Origin of the sequence: Pedosphaera parvula Ellin514 (assembly GCF_000172555.1) — a bacterium.
In the GTDB taxonomy this organism is placed as follows: Bacteria; Verrucomicrobiota; Verrucomicrobiia; order Limisphaerales; family Pedosphaeraceae; genus Pedosphaera.
In genome coordinates this window covers 125024-144571 of record NZ_ABOX02000002.1, presented here as the reverse complement: position 1 = coordinate 144571, position 19548 = coordinate 125024, and the positions used below count along the sequence as shown (strand labels likewise).

Genomic DNA, 19548 nt, shown 5'->3' with positions numbered 1-19548 from the left:
CCTATGAGTCAATTGGCACAACCAGCAGAAGACATCGCAATCATCGGCATGGCCGGTCGATTCCCCAACGCTGCTAACATTCAGGAATTTTGGAATTATTCATGCAAGGGGTGCAAGCCAGATGCCGGTTTTTACGCTCACACCGATCAGCTAAAAAGAGCCCGCCTGTTCGATGCCTCATTCTTTGGCCTGAGCAGTCAGGAGAAGGAAGAAACCCATCCGCAACAACGAACATTTCTCGAGTGCGCCTCCGAAGCTCTCGAAGATGCCGGATATGCTCCCGAGCGTGAGGATACCCTCATTGGAGTATTTGGCAACTTGAGCACGCATCTTGCGCCGGACCTCGCCAAAGCAGGTGGTTCGGACAGAGGACGCGCTGTATATGGTTTGCTTCCCTCCATTAGCGTGAAGGAATTACCAAAGCTCGTTGCTAAAGCACTAAGGTTACAAGGGCCTGGGATGTGCGTGGAAACCGGTCCAACCTCCTCGTTGATTGCCGTTGCTTTGGCGTGCCAATATCTACTCACACACCAATGCGACCTGGCGCTGGCTGGTGCTGTAGCTTCTAAATGGGAACCAACGAGTGATTTTATCGCCGGAGAAGGTCCAAGGCATTTTGATAACCATGCTCGGAACTCCCTTGGGCGTTCTGCGATTGCTCCAACCGGTGAAGAAGCGGGAGTCATCGTGCTAAAAAGGCTACCGGAGGCTCTCTCGGAAGGGGATCATATTTATGCAGTGGTGAGAGGGTTCGCCAGCATTTGTGGTGGAGGAGAGGACGGGGATGGCAACGATTCTCAGGAAACAGCCCAGTCGGTCTGCATTGCTCTCGCACAAGAAATGGCAGGTATTACCTCGGAAGCACTTGGTTATATTGAGGTCGATGACATTATCTCATCCCCGTTTTCACAAGGCGGGCTGGCTGAATTGAGCCGCAGCCTGCTTCAAGACACCAGTATCAGGGAATTTTGTGCTCTGGGCTCAATCAGGGAAGGCATGGGTGAAATGGATGGAGCAGCTGGCATGGCAGGTTTGATCCGTGCTGCGCTGGCGTTGCACAATAAACAAATTCCACCATGCGCATGCCCGGCACCTTTCACGTTAACATTTGATTTGGCACAAACTCCTTTCTATTTGAATCATGCGCTTACCGAGTGGAAGCAGGGGCAAGCGCCCAGGCGGGCAGCGGTGAACGCTTCGGTTGCCGGCACTAACGCGCATATCATTCTAGAGGAAGCTCCGACCGTGGAAAGCTCGGGTGCATCGCGTCCATTCCAAATTCTTTTGCTCTCGGCCGGGGATGCTGCAGCAATGGAATCTGCCTCGGCGGAGCTGGCCGATTTTATTAGTCACCATGCCGATCAAAATCTCGCCGATACAGCCTATACCTTGCAAACCGGACGTCACGAATTCAACCATCGACGGATGGTAATCTGCAGAGACAACCGCGAAGCCATCGAGTTCCTGCAAACGCTGAATAACGAATATGTCTCTACAAATAATGTGCTAAATGGTGGGGCCCCTTCCATCGTGTTCATGCTGCCCGGGCGAGGAATGACCCAGGTGAACACGGGTTTGGAACTCTATGAACATGAATCTGAATTTCGAGAGCATGTGGATTGCTGCGCCCGGATGCTCACTCCGCACATTGGAATTGATTTGCGCAACGTGCTATTTCCGGTTCCCGAAGAGGCCACAACGGCCCGCAAGCAAATCGAGCAGCCCTGCATTGCGCAACCTGCCCTGTTCATAATTGAATATGCACTGGCCAAGCTCTGGATAAGCTGGGGGGTGAAACCCCGGGCTATGATCGGCCATGGCTTGGGAGAGATTGTAGCTGCCCATCTTGCGGGAGTTCTTTCCCTCGATGACGCGTTGATAATGGCAGCCGTCCGGGGGCGGATCATTCAGCAATCAGGTGATGCTGCGACGCTGGCCGTCCAAATGTCCGAGCCGGAGATTGCAACGCATCTAAACGACTCAGTGCACCTGGCTGCCATAAACACCCGTGCCGAATGTGAACTTTGTGGTTCACGGAGCTGCCTCGAGCGTTTGCAGCAGGAGTTCCTCGAGCGGGGAATTGCTTGTGAATTGGTTGAGAATTATTACGTTTCCAATGGCTCCGATTCCAAGGCTGCGGAGGAAATCTGCCTTAATATGCTGAAGGAAATGAAATTGAGGCCTCCGCGAATTCCCTATCTATCGAGCGTAACCGGTGATTGGATCAAGCCAGAACAGGCCTGCGATCCGATGTATTGGCAGGAACAACTCCATAGTCCGATACGCTTTTCCGAAGGTCTTGAGAAGCTGCACAACCAGGAGAGATGCATCCTGCTTGAGGTTGGACCCGGTCGGACGTTAAGCATCTTCGCCTCCCAACACCTAACTTGCGGAAACGAATTGCTGCCTGGAAGCCAGCAGCAGGGCATCGAAATATCACAAATGGAAACTGCCGGGATGTTGAGGACGCTTGGCCAACTTTGGTTGGCAGGGACGGAGATAAATTGGAAGGGATTTTATTCCCAGGAAAGGCGCCAACGAGCAAGCTTGCCAACGTCTCCCTTTAAGAAGCAGCCATTGGAAGCGGAGGCAATTGAGAGCAAACCAGATTTTTCTTCGAGGCCGAAGGCTTCGGCTCCACCCTTGATGCAATCGACGATTCAGTCGCCAACCAAACGCAATCCTTTTACCTCCTCGATAAGGGTGGATAAGCTCGAATCGTTTGATGCATTTGCAAATCGCCCAGTGTCCAAGTCCGGCGATTCCTCTCCCCTGCCCCGGACTTCTCAAGGCAAGACTTCACGTCCGGAGGAGTCTACATTTCATGCCCGGCCTGAGATCGATTCGGAGCAGGATCACTTGTCAGGTGGTAAAAGGATGGAACCCCATTCGAGCGCCCAGCCTCGAGTACACTCCGAACACCTTCAGGCCGCCAAAAGGACAGAAAGCAGTAAAACTCTGCCTCTTACTGAAGGCCAAAGAGAGATTTGGTATGGGGTTCAGAGGGCCGACGGAGTCTCATGTGCGTTCATTCAGTCCGTCATGATCCAACTACAGGGAGAACTTAATGTTCCTGTGCTTTTGGACACGATGGAATGGCTCGTGGAGAGGCATGAGGCTCTCAGGATAACTTTTTCACCCGTGGGAGATGTTCAATTCATTCATGCCGCTGGACCTGTCCAGATGCCGATCATGGATTTATCTCCATTGTCAATGGAAGCGCAACGGGAACAACTTTCAAAATTGCAGAGAGATGCGGTAACCGAGCAATTCGATCTGGTGAATGGTCCAATGTTCCGCATGCGATTGATAAAGCTGGGGCCGGAAACTCATACCCTGCTGCTTGCAGTTCATCATTTGATTTGCGACGGCAGTTCCCTTGGTATCCTGCTGCAGGAATTAGGAGAGCGTTACTCGTTCCAGGCAACAGCGCAGTCAGATCCCTGCGAAACTCCCTTGGGCTTCGGCAAGTTTATTATGGACCAGGAAATTACCAGGCAGGGCCCCTCTCGAGCGCGTGCAGAGGCATTCTGGCTGGAACAATATTCCGGAGGAGCACCGGTAATGGAATTGCCAGCTGATTTTGTACGGCCCAAAAAAAGAAACTTTATGGGAGGGAGCCAGTCGATGCCGCTTGATGGTTCTCTATGCCAGGCGCTGAAAGATCTCAGTAAAAAGCAACGCTGCACGTTGTTTACAACAGTCCTTGCTGGATACTATTTATTGTTGCATCGACTGACGGGTCAGGCGGAGATCGTTGTAGGGCTGCCGATGACCAGCCGTTCTGGTAAAAGCGAGGAACGATTGGTGGGACACTGTGTTAATTTTCTTCCCCTGCGTCTAAACATTGAGGGTAACCCTGTTCTTTCAGAATATCTCGGCCAGGTTCGCAACCTGATGCTAAGTGCTCACGAGCATCAGAACTACACTTTGGGCAGTCTGCTCCAGAAGCTGAACCTGCCGCGAGAATCAAATCGCATGCCCTTGGTGTCCGTCATGTTCAATCTGAATTGGGTGCGCGAAGTTCTCGCGCTCGAGGGACTTGATACAAAAGTTGCGCCTAATCCTTATTGCTACTCCCAATTCGATGTGAGCTTCAGTCTTACGGAATGTCAGGGACAGCTTGAGATGGACTGTCATTACAGTGCCGAATTATTCAAAGCTGAGACCATTCAAAGATGGTTTAACCACTTCGCAACTCTGCTTCTTGAGATGACCCGTCACCCGGATCGACGCATTGGCCAGCTCTCAGTGCTCAGCATCACCGAGCAAAAAGAGCTGGTGCAGGATTGGCGTCCCAGTAGTGAAACTATTGAATCCCTGCCACAAACTCAGCAGCCTAACCTGCAGCATGCACTGGGCCGGATCGATTTAAATGCCGTTGCCGGCTTTTATGTTTTGGATGGATACGGAGAGCTGTGCCCGATCGGAGTTCGTGGGGAGCTGTTCATAGGTTGTTCTGAAGAAGCCAGGTTGGGAATTCAGCCTCAATCAGAGCAAGTCAAATGCCTGCCGAATCCTATCCAGCAGGATCAAAGTGATCGGGTGTATAGCACCGGCTTGCGGGCGCGTTATTTGCCTGGAGGAGAGCTTGATATTCTGGGACGAATGGACCAGGAAGTTCAAGCGCAGCTGAACGGCCACCGTGTGGACCTGGCCAGGCTTAAGCTCGCGCTCGAAGAACATCCCGCAGTAAGCGAAAGCTTTTCGCTGGTGCAGAAGGGCACCAACAGTCAAGACTGCATTGTCAGCTATGTTGTCGGTCGCTCCAGCTCCTCAATCACTGCGAACGATCTGCGATCATTCCTGCAGTCAAGACTTCCGGCATTAATGGTGCCAACTGGATTTGTCTTCCTTCAAACTTTGCCCCTGACGACCACAGGTAAAGTAGATTGCGATGCATTGCCGAAGGTGGAGTTCAACCGGTCCGAGGAACCGGCCAAGCTGGCAGCCCCCTTCAGTCCGACAGAACAAAAACTTGCGTCAATATGGTGTGAGGTCATTGCGTTAACTGAAATCGGCCGTGATGACAATTTTTTCGACCTGGGCGGTCATTCAGTATTGCTCACTCAGGTCATCACGCGTGTGCGGAAGGAATTTGGAGTGGAGCTTACCTTGCGTCATATGTTCGAGTCCCCAACGATTGGCGAACTCGCCAGCGTCATTGACGCTCAACTCATACAACCCGTTCAGGAGGGGAAAGTCACGGCCCAACTTGAGTGACTGCTCCGAAAGCCTGACAAAAGATAAAATCACCGTGCCATACATTACTGATTCTCGCATCCTGGACACCTCCGTTACCAAGGAACGCCTGTTGGAAAAGCGTGTGCACAGGGCATTGCAAACTGATGGGGATGAAAAGACAATATTTCCGGTTCGCACAGATGGACCAGCACCACTTTCTTTTGCTCAGCAGCGGCTCTGGTTTCTGGATCAACTGCATCCGAACAGCCCGCTCTACAACATGACCATGGCTGCACGCCTGGTCGGCAAATTAGATATATCCGCATTCCAGCATGCCATATCGAAAATCATCCACCGGCACCAGATATTGCGCACGCGGTTTATCAACATCGAAGGTGAGCCGTGGCAGGAGGTATTTGAAACGGCAGCCTTCCAACTGCCTTTGGAGGATCTAAGCACAAAGTCTGGCGGCGACTGTGAGAAACAGGTGCAGCTTCGGCTGGAAGAGGAGGCTCGCCGGCCCTTTAACCTGTCAGGAGACGTTTTACTTCGTAGCGTGCTCTTTAGAATTTCACCGGAGGAACATGTTCTTTTCGTGAGCATACATCATATCGCATCGGATGCTTTTTCCCTGGGCATCCTATTTCAGGAGATGGCTTGCTTTTACGGAGCCGCGCTGGTTTCTCAACCGCCCACGCTGCCTGAATTGATGATTCAATATGCTGACTATGCGGCATGGCAACGGGAGGAAAGCAATAAATCCAGCATGAGGGAGCACCTTGCCTATTGGAAGGAGCAATTGGCTGACGCGCCCGAGTTGCTTGAGCTGCCGGTTGACAAACCCCGGCCCTTGGTGCCTTCATCATCTGGAGGACGACGCGTGCGTCAGTTACGGCCGGAACTTGTGTCGGCATTGCAAAAACTTGCTCAAAGCGAAGGCGTCACCCTCTTCATGCTGCTGCTTGGCGCATTCCAAATGTTTCTGCATCGACTCACTGGACAAAGGGATGTTCTGGTTGGGATCCCCATTGCAGGGCGTCACCTGTTGGAGACGGAACGGTTGATCGGTTTTTTCATCAATACCCTGGTAACTAGAAGCCGGCCGGTTGGGAATCCAACTTTCCGCGAGCTGTTAAAAGAGGTGAAGACCACGACTTTGAAGGCCTATGCGCATCAGGAGCTCCCGTTTGAAAAACTGGTTGAGGAGCTGCAGCCAAAACGAACAACCTGTTATACTCCTTTAATTCAGACCATGTTCGTTCTGCAAACCGGGCTCGCACAAAAGATCGTTCTTCCCGAATTGAAAGTAACCCTGCAAGAGGTCGGCACAGGCACAGCGAAATTTGATCTGATGTTGACCATGAACCATGCGGGAGACGCTTTATCTGCGGAGATGGAATATAACTCTGATTTGTTCAATAGCACTACGATTGAGCGGTGGCTCGGTCACTTTGAGATGCTGCTGGCCGGTATCGCCAGGGAGTCGGACGGCCGGTTGAATGACTTTTCCATGCTGAATGAAGAGGAGCGTCGATGTATATTGGTGGAGTGGAATCAGACGCGTAAGGAATATCCCCGTGGGATCTCGGTCCCGCAGGTGTTTGAGGACAAAGCGGCCCGTTATCCTGAATCGATTGCCGTTATTGATGTCAACGAAAGCCTTACTTATCGTGAGTTGAATGAACGCTCCAATCAGCTGGCTCATTACCTGAAAAGGTGCGGCCTTCAGCCAGAGCAATGTGTCGGTGTTTACCTGGAGCGCTCAGTTAGGATGGTGGTTGCGCTCCTGGCCTGTTTAAAAGCCGGTGGCGCTTACCTACCACTGGACCAAAGCTTTCCCAGGAAAAGACTGGGATTCATGTTAATCGATTCGAAGGCTTCGATGATCATTACCGAGGAAGAATTTTCCCACGAATTTAAGGAGTGTTCAGCACGAACAATATGCCTTGATAAGGAGGCTGATGAAATCGCGGAGGAAAGCCTCACCAATCCGGCTCCCGGCAGCACTGGTGAACGCCTCGCCTACGTCATTTATACTTCAGGATCCACGGGCAAGCCAAAGGGTGTCTGCACACCGCACCGTGCCATAACCCGCACCGTGCTTAACACGGATTATGTGCATCTGGACCAATCCATAGTCATGGCGCAGGCAACCAATGCTTCTTTCGACGCGGCAATTTGGGAGATTTGGGGGGCTTTATTGAATGGAGCCCGGCTGGTAATTACCCCGACTGAAGTGCTGCTTTCACCACGTGAATTGCAAAACCATCTTCAACATCACGGTATTACTTCGTTGTTTTTAACCACGAGTCTCTTCCATCAGTTGGTCTCGGAGGTTCCGAGCATTTTCTGCGGGTTGCGGCATCTGATGGTCGGCGGGGAGGCCATGGAACCAAAGTGGGCTGCGGAAGTCCTGCGCAATGGCCCACCACAAGAACTGTTGAATGGATATGGGCCGACAGAGTCCACCGTTTTTGCCACCTGCAAGCTTGTCTGTAGTGTGCCCGCGCAAGTCGAATCCATACCGATTGGCCGTCCCATCGAGAACACCTCCACTTATGTGCTCGACTCGAATCTTCAACCAGTCCCCATCGGTGTGGCGGGAGAACTGTACATTGGTGGCGATGGTCTTGCGCTTGGCTATCTTAATCAACCTGAACTTACAGCTCAAAAGTTTATTCCCAATCCCTTTGTTCCCAATCCTGAAGCACGCTTGTACAAGACTGGTGATTTAGCCTGCTATCTGCCGGATGGCAATTTGGAATTCCTGGGACGCATTGATCAACAGGTGAAGATTCGCGGGTTCCGCATTGAATTGGGGGAAATTGAATCAACGTTGCTGCAACACCCTGCCATCCGCCAGTGCATAGTAACAGTGTGCCCCGGCGCCGGTGGCGTTAAGCAACTCGCAGGTTATCTGGTTTGCAGGCAATCCCATTCGGCCTCGAGTCTGGAGCTTCAGAACTTTCTAAAGCAGCGAATCCCCGAGTTCATGGTACCGGCATTTTTTGTCTTCCTTGGAGCCTTGCCGCTCACGCCTAATGGAAAGGTGGATCGTCCTGCCCTGCCGATACCTGATGCCTCCACGGGAATGTCGGATGAAAAATTAAGCCCAAGAAATGAAACCGAGCGGCAGTTACAGTTGGTTTGGGAAGAGGTTTTAAATATGCGTCCGATCGGAATTCAGGATAAGTTTTTTGCCCTGGGAGGGCACTCTCTTCTTGCTGTGCGGCTGCTGGCCAGAATTGAGAGGAAATTTGGCCGGAAAGTTTCAGTATCGGCTCTCTTTCAGAATCCTTCCATTGAACAGGTGGCGCTCCTCCTGCGCAGTCATTCAAGTCAGACATCCGGATCAGCAATTGTCGAAATTCAGCGGCGTGGCACCAAGCCCCCGTTGATGTTGGTGCACGGAGTTGGTGGCGGCATGTTTTGGGGCTACAACAACCTGTCTCATCACCTCCCGGAGGATCAACCGGTTTTTGCATTCAAATCCCGCGCCCTTGATGGAAAGGATGAGTTTGAGGGCATCGAAGTCATGGCCACGCAATATGTGGAGGATCTCCGGGCTTTCCAACCCTACGGCCCCTATTACCTGGGTGGTTACTGTTTTGGAGGTGTGGTGGCTTATGAGATGGCTTGCCAGTTGCTGGCGAAAGGAGAAAAAGTCGCCCTGCTCGCACTCATCAATTCCACCCCTCCGAATTCCAGTTACACTCGTTTCAGATACACGCCTGCCATGATCTTGCGCTTTGCAAGGAATCTTTGCATGCGGTGCGGCGCCTCCTTGTGTTCCACTCCTGAAAAGCGAAGAGAATTCTTTCGCTGGAAAATGCGCTCGATGATAAAAGGACTTCGAAGAATCTTACTACCTTCGGGATCAGGGCCGGAGGGTAAGTCGATCGATGACTTGCTTGATTTATCTCAATATACCGAGCAGCAACAAAAGCTTTGGCAATCCCATTTTCGGTCATTGGTAAATTATCGTCCGCCCGTTTATCCAGGACACGTCACCTTGCTCCGCAGTCCTGTCCATCTGCTACGTTGCTCATTCGCGCCAGACTATGGGTGGAGCGAATTCTCGCAAAAGGGGGTCACAGTGAAAATCATTCCTGGCGCCCACGAGACGATAATTCAAGAGCCTCATGTTAAAATTCTGGGTGCTGAGCTGAGTACTTCTCTAGCGGAATCTCAGGCACTTGCAGACCGAGGTAAGAGGCTTACACCTGGAACATCGATGTGAAGACCAAGATCCACTGCATAATGGTCCGGTACCAACCAATTCCACGGTGATAATTGTTTCCTCCGTCCTGACCATCGAGATTGTTCCACGTATGCGGCAGATTCACCACCAACCCACTGGAATCGTCGTAACTGCTATTTTGCGCCCAAAGACATCCTGACGTATAAACCGCCAGCCTATAGATTCAGAAGGATATCTGCGCGCTGATTGGCAGGAGGAACGTAGGTTTGTGCACTCGCGCTTGATACCCAACTCGGAACGATAAGGCAACCGAGTGCTGCATTCCTTCAGCAAAGAATGGCAGGCGATCGCCAAGCACGCAAAGCACAATGGTGACCTTCATAAATCAAAAACGCCTCAATGAGGGTTGGAAATACTTAATTCAATTTAACCCGATGGAATTGCTGCTGGCCGTCAGGTGTCAACGTGTAGGGGGAAGTCGCCCCCGTAATTGTGTCCCAGTTTCCCACGATATTGGTTGCGGCCTGAAGCGTGCCGTTTGGCCAGATGAGCCTGATGGCGTTATTACTCAAGGATTGAATGGCTATGCTGACGGGTGTTGGATTCACCTCCTGCAAACGAACGCTTTCAACAAAATTCAGATCTCCGCTTCCGGTGTAGAACCGGAAATCGTCGACCCATCCATTGAATGAGCGCTGCCGATTCTGCCGGTTGCCGATGTACAGGCTGCCATTAGAGCCGAAATCAATCGGGGAGGCCGCGGCAGCTGAAGCCACCTGGCTGACGGGCGTCGTATCGGTCCCTTCATAAAGAAACACGCTTGCGCCATCATACACCGCCGCTACAAACACCCACGTATTCGCCGGCAAATTTGTCGGGAAAGTTGCAGGCACCGTGATGCCGTTAAGTTGGAAATACAATTGATTGGCCGTCTGAAACTTCAAACCTATGCTATTGGTGATACCGGTGTCACTTGGCGAGCCGCCACCGAGAATGAATAACCGCGGGCCAACATTGGCGCCGGAGGCCATCACGGCGTTCTGCTTGAACCAAATCGTAGACACAAAGTTGGTGATGGTTCCGAATCCGAGATTGGAGCTGGTCGTGCTGGCGATCGGCCCGGGATTGCCGGGCTGACTCGCGCCATTTGATGAGAAATCCAGAGCCCGACTCGCGCTGACAGTCCCGCCCACACCCGATGCATCGGTGCCATGGTAATCAGCGTTGGCACCGCCTCCGTTTGCCATTTGCAGGATAACATTTGCACCACCAGAATTAATATCGCTGGGAGACGTTATGGAGCCGGGCGGTTCGTCGAAACCAAACCTGACCTTTAAAATAGGCTGTGAGGCCGGTGTCGGAACCAGCTCATACACGCGCACATAATCGATCTGCATTTCGCCGGGAAAAATGGTGTTGGTGTCTGGATTACCACCGAAATTGCCGCCCACAGCCAGGTTCATCATAATATAAAAGGGTTGATCAAAAGGGGCCGGAGAAGCTCCTCCGGAACTCCACCATGAAGTCTGGGTTTCGTAGAGTTGTCCATCAACATACCATTTTACAAAATTAGTGGACCATTCCAAAGCATAGGTGTGAAAATTGGTGACTGAATCCACTCCGGTGAAGGTAAAGGATGGTCCGTGGGAATATTGATTGTTGGGCCATTGTCCACCATAATGGATGGTACCCAGCACGGTTGTCGGGTCACTCCCTTTATTTTCCATTACGTCAATTTCGCCCGAAGCGGCCCACCCGCCATAGAGCGAATCCTGGGGCATCATCCAGAGAGCTGGCCAGTAGCCCTGGCCCTGCGGCAACCGGGCACGGAATTCAAAGCGACCATAGCGTTTACTGAAAAGGCCCGTGGTCTTGAGCTTTGCCGAGGTATAGTTTTGGCCGTTATATGATTCTTTTTTCGCGACAATATGCAGAACACCATTGCTGACAAAGGCATTCTCGGGGCGGCTGGTGTAGTACTCCAATTCATTATTGCCCCAGCCCGGAAGTCCCGAAGGACCGTTGCCAATATCGAACGTCCAGTGATTGGTATTGATCGAGCTGCCATCGAACTCATCACTCCAGACCAGTTGACCATCAGCATGGATCTGGCAGGTGAAACCCGCGAGCAACAGCGCTGAGAGCAAAGTGATGCTGAGGAATCGAGGGAAGGAAGAAGCGTGTTTCATTTTTCTTATGCTGGCTGGCCAACCAGAATGGTTCCCATACGTTGGGGTGACCGGGCACGGGTTGCTCCCATCTCGCAGCTTTTCTTCACGGTTGTGGAGCCATAAAAGCTGCATTCAAAAGGTTGACCAAAGGGCCTGGAGGGAAATCCATGCTGTCTTGATAAAAATAACATTTCCGGGTGGTGGTATCCCAGGTGGTAAGCATGCGCATTTTGTCGCTCTTAATCCATCGGGCTGATCCATCGATGAATACTTCATTACCCCCTTCAGGAAAGGAATTTCCCATCTTGTGAGGAGGCAGGTTGTCATAGACACCGGCACGGGTTGGATCCGGCTGGCCCCAGCCGCTTTCAGTTTCGACAACGGCGTCGGCAGCGAGCACCCAATGTGGTTTGGAACTGGCAAGCTTCACCGGGCTGAGATTGATATTGAGAAATGTTCCCAGAGGGTTCACCCAATTCTTGATACCACCAAAATATTGATACCCAATATTCCATTGGTTGAACGTGCTGTCGTAAGTTGGAAGACCGGGACGATTGGGGCAGCTCCAGATGGACGAAGCGTTGGAATTGACCACCAAATTCACGGTTGCCGCCGCGCCCGCGTCAGGAGTATTTAGCGCCAATTGGACGTACGCGGAACTGCCACCGGTTTGGGGACGTGCCTCCACAACTTTATCCCCATTGTCCCCCGCATAAATGGTCATACCAATACCAATCTGTTTCAAATTGCTCAGGCATTTGATCCGCTTGCTTTTCTCCTTCGCCTTGGCCAGTGCGGGTAATAACAGCCCAGCTAGAATGGCAATGATCGCGATGACCACCAGCAGCTCAATCAGAGTGAAAGCAGCCTTGCATCTGCGGCGCACCTTGCGGAATAAAAACGCATCTGCCCAGGCGGGCATGGAACGCGGTTGCGCAATCGCCTTCCGATCCCGCAACTCGCTTCCAAGGCATGACATCTCGTCCCGCTCCAAATGTCTTTGTTCGATTTGGCTCATTGAATGCTCAATCGGTAGAAACGCGAAGCTTGTGAAATTCCATCGCTGAGCGACTTCACCGAACCGTCGCCGTTAACCGTTCCGAGCACCGTCCAATTGGCATCGGTCAGGTTATTCTTATACAAAACCGTGTAGCTGAAACCGACTTCGGTTGGGAACGAAAGGAGAATGTTCGCTCCACTCCGCGAGGCGGTAATGTTGGGAACCGTGGCGACAGGCACCAACATGAAGAAGTTGGCGTTTTCGTTGCCATCCGCGGTCATTTGGAACGTATTGGTTCCGCCGAGCGAAAGCGTGATCGGCTGACCGGTATTGGTATTTACCAGCGTCACCCACTGCCAATTACCGAAACCAGTGCCAGTACCTTTAAAAGTGCCGAGATACTGCGTCGGTTGGGTCGGAGTTCCCCACCCACTGGTGACCTGGGCAAGTTGGAGATTAAACGCGCTAGCAGCACCCGACAGTCGTGCATAGGCACGGAAGTTCCCAGTGGGAAAAGTGCGTGTCCAGTTGATCCAGCTCGCATTCGTCCAAAAATAGACATCATAGTCCACAATGGTGGGATCCAGGTTTGCCAGTTGGGCACTGATGTATTTCTGCCGCGCGCTGTCGCTTGTGATTTCGGTGGAAATCCAATCAGACGAGCGATAAACGTGATTGCCAGGATGAATGGTGCTGTAAATTGGATCGACATCGATTCCAAGATCGCCCATCTGACTAAAATAACTGTCATCGGCGGCGGTGGAAGTAGGCGTTGGGTTATCAATGTAGCGGTTGCCCGTAGAGTTCGAAATCGGACTGAAGCCAGGGTTGAAGTCATAATCCTCCGCCTCCCAGCTGAAATTACCCGGGTTGAAGGTATCGAAACTCACCGTGGTTGTAGCCAGCGTGCCATGCTGATCCGTCACGCTGATGAGCGCAGTATAGCTCTGGTTGAGCGCCAACGGGTAACTCACATTCCAGTTTGTAGAGGAACCAGTGATCACCAGATTTGAGGAGATGTTGACGCCATTTAGGGTCACCTGAAGGTTGGTGGTGTTGATCCCATAGGTTGGACTGCTCGCGACGAATGAGAATTTATTGGTGGTCTGCATCAGCACAGAGCCATCGGGATAAACATTGTCGATCCGGGGCAGATCGGTTCTGGGGGCAACTAACATGTAAAAGTTGATGTTAAGTCCAACTTCAGCTGGGAAGTTTGTTCCAAAACTCCTGGCAAACGTGGTCCGCAAGGTATTGGTACCGTTCAGTGACACTTCGGCATAGTTACCAAACTGGTCCAGCAATGGAACATAGAGATAAGCGGAGTAGCCTCCGCTGGTCGGGATGGTAAACGCACCGATATGCCTGGTAAATTGGGTCGTGGTACCTATGCCATTGGTGACCTGATCCAGAGCCATGTGAATGGTCGCAGGGGTAATGGCACCCGAGGCCATGCGAGCATAGACGTTGTACTTACCGGCAGGCCACGCCCTGGTGTAATTCTGCCAGAAGAATGGGCCGAGAAAACCAACGTTGTAATCTGACGCATTGGCATCAATGTATTGTTGCCTATGGGCATCCGTGACAAGGGTGGTGGCAATAGGGTCATTAGGACGTTTATTGCTGGCACTCGCGCCGGCGTAGGGCGGCACAGCGTTGTTGTTGAACTCATCAATTCCCAATACTCCCACCTGCCCTGCATAGCTTGAGGGCGTTGGGTTGTCGATATATTGGCCGCCGTTAAAATCGAAATCCTCTGCCTCGAACTGAAACACCGGATTCCACGTGTCTAATTTAAGCGTGCTGCTGGCATTACCCCCATTGGCGTCGGTCACGCTAATGACAGCGGTATAGGATTGGTTGGGCTGCAGGCCCGTGTAGCTTACATTCCAACTCGTCGCTGAGCCGGTGAATACCAGATTCGAGGATACGTTTATGCCATTCAACTTCAGTGAAATGCTTTCGTCGATGGTGCTGACGTGACTGCCGTGAATACAAGCTGTTCGTGGACGAAGAGTCCAGCCTTCGGATAGACACCCTATGCGGGCAGGTTGGTGTTGGCCGGCCCAGCATATAAAAGTTCGCGTGGCCCCCCCCCACTATCCCCTCATCGTGCTGACACCGGCCAAGTTCACTGAAGCGAGATTGCCTACTCCATCACGCAACGGTATCCACTGATAAGTTGAGAAGCTGGTGCCCGTAAAAGAAAAAGTCCCCAGGTTTGTAGTCGTTTGGGTAGTGGTGCCCTGCCCGCTGGTAACTTGGGAAAATGTGAGCGTCGCGCTTGCCCCGCACGATAACCGACCATACACATTGTATTTGCCCGCGGGAAACGTCCTGGTGTAATTCTGCCACTCTGCGCTCGACCAAAAGCCCACAACGTGATCCACAAGGCTGGCATCGCCGGCAGCGATGGCGTCGAGGAATTTCTGGCGCTGAGTATCCGTTACGGCCGGTGTCTGTGTCCTCGTGGCGTCAAGGGAACCAGCCCGATAATCACTAGCCTGAGCCGCACCGGAAGCGGCGCCCTTGTGCGTGTCCACTGCTTCAACACTGTCGAAACCATTGTAACTGCCGTTGGTTTGGTAGGAGGTATAAAGCGGTGCATCAATAAATTGGCCGGAATCGTGATCAAATTCCTCGGCTTCCCAAGTGAAATAGGTTGGGCTAAACGTGTCGAAAACCACCGTGGCTGTTCCAATCAACCCGCTGGCATCCCGCACGGTGATTGAAACGTTGTTCGTCTGGTCCTTCTGCAATCCGTTAAAGCTGGCGCTGATGTTCGCTGGCGTCCCGTTGGTCACCAAAACCAATTGTGAGGATACGTCGACACCATTCAGCACCATTGTTATATTGGTGATGTTCTTGCCTGGTCCCCATATCCCGCTTGGCGAGTTGGCCGTAAAAACGAATTTGTTGGTGGCTTGTTGCAGCAACGAACCATCCGGGTAGATGCCGGTAACTGCGGGTGCACCGCCAACCGCTTCCTGTCGGATATTTTCCACAAAACTCGCACTTCCAGAATTGGTATAAAACCGGACGTCATCCATAAAGCCGGCGAAGGGACGAACCCGCGTGCCGCGGTTGCCGATGCAAAGTGTGCTCGTGGTGCCAAGATTGCACGTCAAACCCGGCGCCGCCGTGGTGCTAATCAGGGTTGCCGCCGATGTCTCGCTGCCCTGATAGATCAGCACATTGGTGCCGTCATAAACGAAAGCAATGAACAACCATTGGTTCAAGGGCAGGTTGGCGGGAAAAATCGCCGTGGCAGTAGGATTTCCATTATTGATGTGAAAATTAATTTGGTTCGGAGCCTGGATCTTCATCCCGATCGTATCCGGCGCATTAACGTCCGTCGTAAGCGCGTTGGGTCCCAGCACAAATAGACGCCCATCCAGTGCGGCGGCCGCGGGCAGTGCGGTCGGCTTGATCCACTCTGTAACGATGAACGACGTAACGGTTCCGAAACCTAAGGCGGCGCTGGTGGCAATCGCATTAGGCCCCGCAGCTCCGGTCCCATAACCCGTGGTGGATGAAAAGTCCAACGCTCTCCTCCCGTTAATCTGTCCTGACACTCCTGAGCCTATCGCACCGTGGTAATCAGTTGCCGTATTCGCTCCATTTTTTAAGCTGAGGCTGACGCTCGCACCTCCAAGGCTGGTGTCGCTGGCCGTCGCGGTGCCAGGCGCATCTTCAAAATCAAATTTAAAAAGATTGGCCTGCGCACGAGCCACGCTGCCGGAGAGAATAAAGCCCACTCCCATGGCTAACCCGGTTATGAGGGAAAACAAATACTGCTGGCTCCTGGCGGGAATAGTTCTAGCAAACATAGATTTTTTGTATTTGAAGTCGGCCATGGGGCAAGACGATGGTTGAACGCTTTGGTTGCATTGGTGAACGTATGAATACTACTGTTCATTCAACTCCCAGCAATCCCTCTTTAGGGGGATGAATCGGGAATGTGCTGGACTTTGAAACCTCCGCACTTTTAAATTGCGTCATCGCCCGAATGCTCAACTGAATGAAGTCCTCACTGTCATGGCTTGCTTTGATCTCCCGGCTCATTCCTGTTCTGGCTTTTTTTATTGTAGCTCAGGGCGGCTTCGCCCAACCGACAGGCGAGCTGTTGACCAATGCTGCTGATGTTATTTCACTTTCTGCTGAACGAGCATCAAGCTCCATCAAAGTCGCTGTTACCGGTGTTGTGACTGCAGCCGACCCCACCATGAGAGGAAGATTCTTTTTCCAGGATGCCACGGGGGGAGTATTCGTTGACAATGCAAATGGACACCGGCCTGAGCCGGGCGATTTGGTGGTGGTTTCCGGGATCAGCCATGTCGGCGCTTATGCCCCGATCATCACGGCTCCGACCGTAAAGAAAATTGGAACTGCCCCGCTGCCGGCAGCAAGGCGGGTTCCCATTGATCAGTTAATGTCGGGCGCGGAGGACAGCCAACGCATTGAGGTTTCGGGAATCGTGCGAGCGGCTCGGATTGATGGCCTCCGGCTGGTGGTAGATCTCGCCTCCGCCGGATACCGGTTTCGTGTTTATATGCCCATTCCTCCTGGCATGGATCCACAAACACTCGTGGCATCCCAGGTGCGTGTCCGCGGCACCGCGGCCGAGGCTCATAACCGGTCAGTACGACAATTGATTTCAGTGGAGGTATACGTTCCCTTGGTCTCTGACTTCGTGGTGGACAAACCTGAATCGATTAATCCATTTGAAAAGCCTGTCGTGCCGCTCAATAGCCTGGCCCAATACCGAAGGGACAATTCCTTTGATCAGCGGGTTCATGTCCGGGGCACGGTCACGCTGCAAAGACTCGGGGAAAACCTATTCCTACAGGATGCGATGGGAGGAGCCCTGCAAGTGCAAAGCCGCCAGCCCACGGGCCTTCGCTCCCGGTGAAGTGATAGAAGCCGTCGGGTTTCCACGTTCGAAACTTTCGTCCTGTCTTGGGTGACCGCAGTCTGCATAGACATCTGAAACCCCTGTCGTCGTGACACCAACGGCTGTATCCATTGAGGAGTTGCGTGCAGGGTTGCACCATGCAGATTTCATTTCCATTCAGGGCAAGGTGATTGACCGCACGGCCAGACGACTTCATCGTCAAGGATCTGAGCCGATGGAAACACGAACGGTCTTAATATTGCAAAACACCAATCTGATTTTCACCGTCGAGTGGGAGGAGCCCGAACAAGCCGCCAGTATGGCCGCCGTTCCGATCGGCAGCATCATTGATGTCCACGGCATCAGTTTGACCGAAACCGACGATGAAGGAAAATTCAGTGCTCTCCGGGTGATGCTTCCCACATCAGATAGCATCCGCATTTTGCACAAGCCCGACTGGCTCACGCCGCAACGCCTTTTGATCGGCCTTACGGTGGCTTGCTCTCTCCTGATCCTGATTGTCAGTTGGACATTTATGGTTTCACAAAGGAACTCCGCCTTGAAATCGTTGATCTGCGAACGGGAGAAGGCACAAATCCAACTCCAGAACGCGCATGACATGCTTGAGGAAAGAGTCAAGGAACGGACCGCCCAATTAAAATTTCAAATCACCGCGCGCAAGGAGTCCGAACTTCAGTCCAAGGCTGTGTTGGGAGAAAGAACACGACTGGCCCAGGAACTGCATGACACACTCGAACAAACTCTCACCGGCATCGCCTTGCAGTTGGATACCGCCGCAAAGTTATTCAATAGAAGTCCTGAAAGCGCCATCCGTCACCTCGAACTCGCCCGGAATCTGATGAGTCAAAGCCAGGTGGAAGTGCGCCGTTCGGTCTGGGACTTGCGATGCCGGGCGTTGGAGCAATTCGACTTACCCGGAGCTTTGCAGCGAAGCGCCAGACAATTTAGTTACGGAACCGGCATCGAAATTGAGGTGGAAACCAAAGGTCAGGTCAGGCCTTTGCCGGAAGTGGTGGAAGAAAATCTGCTGCGGATGGGCCAGGAGGCGCTGACTAATGTCATCAAGCACTCCAGTGCTCACCTGGCAACGATTGAACTGGAGTTTGGCGCCGAACAGGTAATCCTGCAAATCCGGGATGACGGTCAGGGATTTACTCCAGAGAACTCCGCTGGCGCCGAGGCGGGACATTTTGGCCTGCTGGGCATGTCTGAAAGGGCTAAACGCCTTGATGGACAGGTTGTGCTTACCAGTGCCCCAGGGAAAGGCACGACTGTGCGCGTCGCAATTCCTTTGGGACCGGTGCAAGAATTGCCGAGCCTGGTACCCACGGAAACCCAAATGCAATCATGAAAAAGGAAGGCAAGATTCGCATCCTCATCGCGGACGATCATTATGTCGTGCGCATGGGATTAATCGCCCTGGTCAATACCGAACCAGACATGGAAGTCGTCGCAGAAGCAGCCGACGGTGCCCAGGCTCTGGAACTCTTTGCCAAATGCAATCCTGATCTTGCGCTCATGGATTTACGCATGCCGGTCAAGAGCGGTGTGCAGGCGACACTCGAGATTCGAAACAGGTTTGCAACTGCATGCGTTTTGATGCTGACCGCATTTGATGGCGACGAAGACATTCACAAGGCCCTGCAGGCCGGAGCCCAGGGGTATGTGCTTAAGAGTTCCACCGGGGAAAAATTGATTCCCGCCCTGCGCGCCGTGGCGGCCGGACAACGTTGGATCCCGAAGGAGGTGGCGAACCGGCTGGCTTTGCGGAATTCCTTTGAACAATTGTCTCCACGCGAAGTGCAGGTATTAAGCGAACTTGCCAGAGGTCTTGCGAATAAAGAGATTGCTGATGTCCTGAACATTACCGAGCATACAACAAAGGATCACTTAAAAAGCATTTTGGCGAAGCTTCGAGTTGCCGATCGAACAGAAGCCGTCACGGTCGCACTTCAGCGTGGAATCATTCACTTATAAGGATGCCAGCTACAGTTATTACGTTCCACTTATTTCCGGCGTTCTGGGAAGCAAACCAGCAGGACGAATTCAAGGCGGACAGCACGAGTGAAAAAGAGAT

9 protein-coding genes are annotated in these 19548 nt (G+C 52.5%); 5 read left to right on the top strand and 4 right to left on the bottom strand.

Going from position 1 to position 19548, the window contains the following annotated elements; translation table 11 throughout:
• The first annotated feature begins 3 nt into the window (after nt 1-3).
• On the top strand, nt 4-5223 hold the full coding sequence (locus CFLAV_RS31620) for a type I polyketide synthase (RefSeq protein ID WP_007412884.1): 5220 nt from the start codon (nt 4-6) through the stop codon (nt 5221-5223).
• 34 nt (nt 5224-5257) lie between these two features.
• Entirely contained in the window at nt 5258-9424 is a 4167-nt protein-coding gene (locus CFLAV_RS01805) for a non-ribosomal peptide synthetase (protein ID WP_160164449.1), read from the top strand.
• 377 nt (nt 9425-9801) lie between these two features.
• Here CFLAV_RS01805 and CFLAV_RS35365 read toward each other — a convergent pair whose 3' ends face one another.
• From CFLAV_RS35365 to CFLAV_RS01785, 4 genes are all read right to left on the bottom strand, one after another.
• Nucleotides 9802-11574, bottom strand: coding sequence for a family 16 glycosylhydrolase (locus tag CFLAV_RS35365; protein WP_050785596.1), 1773 nt, complete (start codon nt 11572-11574; stop codon nt 9802-9804).
• An 85-nt stretch (nt 11575-11659) separates the two neighbouring features.
• Nucleotides 11660-12574: a type II secretion system protein gene (locus tag CFLAV_RS01795; protein WP_007412880.1), complete on the bottom strand. Its 915-nt coding sequence runs from the start codon at nt 12572-12574 to the stop codon at nt 11660-11662.
• A complete protein-coding gene (locus CFLAV_RS01790; RefSeq protein WP_007412879.1) occupies nt 12571-14502 on the bottom strand; it encodes a hypothetical protein in 1932 nt (643 codons plus the stop codon). The genes CFLAV_RS01795 and CFLAV_RS01790 overlap by 4 nt, the downstream gene beginning before the upstream one ends.
• A gap of 153 nt (nt 14503-14655) precedes the next feature.
• Entirely contained in the window at nt 14656-16386 is a 1731-nt protein-coding gene (locus CFLAV_RS01785; protein ID WP_160164448.1) for a LamG-like jellyroll fold domain-containing protein, read from the bottom strand.
• A gap of 191 nt (nt 16387-16577) precedes the next feature.
• Between CFLAV_RS01785 and CFLAV_RS01780 the strand changes: the two genes are divergently transcribed.
• From CFLAV_RS01780 to CFLAV_RS01770, 3 genes are all read left to right on the top strand, one after another.
• Nucleotides 16578-17468 (top strand): single stranded DNA-binding domain-containing protein, encoded by an 891-nt coding sequence (locus tag CFLAV_RS01780; protein ID WP_007412877.1) that lies wholly within the window; start codon nt 16578-16580, stop codon nt 17466-17468.
• Between the two features lie 91 nt (nt 17469-17559).
• On the top strand, nt 17560-18822 hold the full coding sequence (locus tag CFLAV_RS31610) for a sensor histidine kinase (protein WP_050785595.1): 1263 nt from the start codon (nt 17560-17562) through the stop codon (nt 18820-18822).
• Complete coding sequence (locus CFLAV_RS01770) at nt 18819-19448, top strand: response regulator (RefSeq protein ID WP_007412874.1); 630 nt, start codon at nt 18819-18821, stop codon at nt 19446-19448. Before CFLAV_RS31610 ends, CFLAV_RS01770 begins: the two co-directional genes overlap by 4 nt.
• The last annotated feature ends 100 nt before the right edge of the window (nt 19449-19548 follow it).

Excerpts from the sequence above, each read along its gene's own strand:
- CFLAV_RS01780 (WP_007412877.1), top strand. The coding sequence starts at position 16,578 with ATGAAGTCCTCACTGTCATGGCTTGCTTTGATCTCCCGGCTCATTCCT.
- CFLAV_RS35365 (WP_050785596.1), bottom strand. The coding sequence starts at position 11,574 with ATGAAACACGCTTCTTCCTTCCCTCGATTCCTCAGCATCACTTTGCTC.
- CFLAV_RS01785 (WP_160164448.1), bottom strand. The coding sequence starts at position 16,386 with ATGTTTGCTAGAACTATTCCCGCCAGGAGCCAGCAGTATTTGTTTTCC.
- CFLAV_RS01795 (WP_007412880.1), bottom strand. The coding sequence starts at position 12,574 with ATGAGCCAAATCGAACAAAGACATTTGGAGCGGGACGAGATGTCATGC.
- CFLAV_RS01770 (WP_007412874.1), top strand. The coding sequence starts at position 18,819 with ATGAAAAAGGAAGGCAAGATTCGCATCCTCATCGCGGACGATCATTAT.
- CFLAV_RS31620 (WP_007412884.1), top strand. The coding sequence starts at position 4 with ATGAGTCAATTGGCACAACCAGCAGAAGACATCGCAATCATCGGCATG.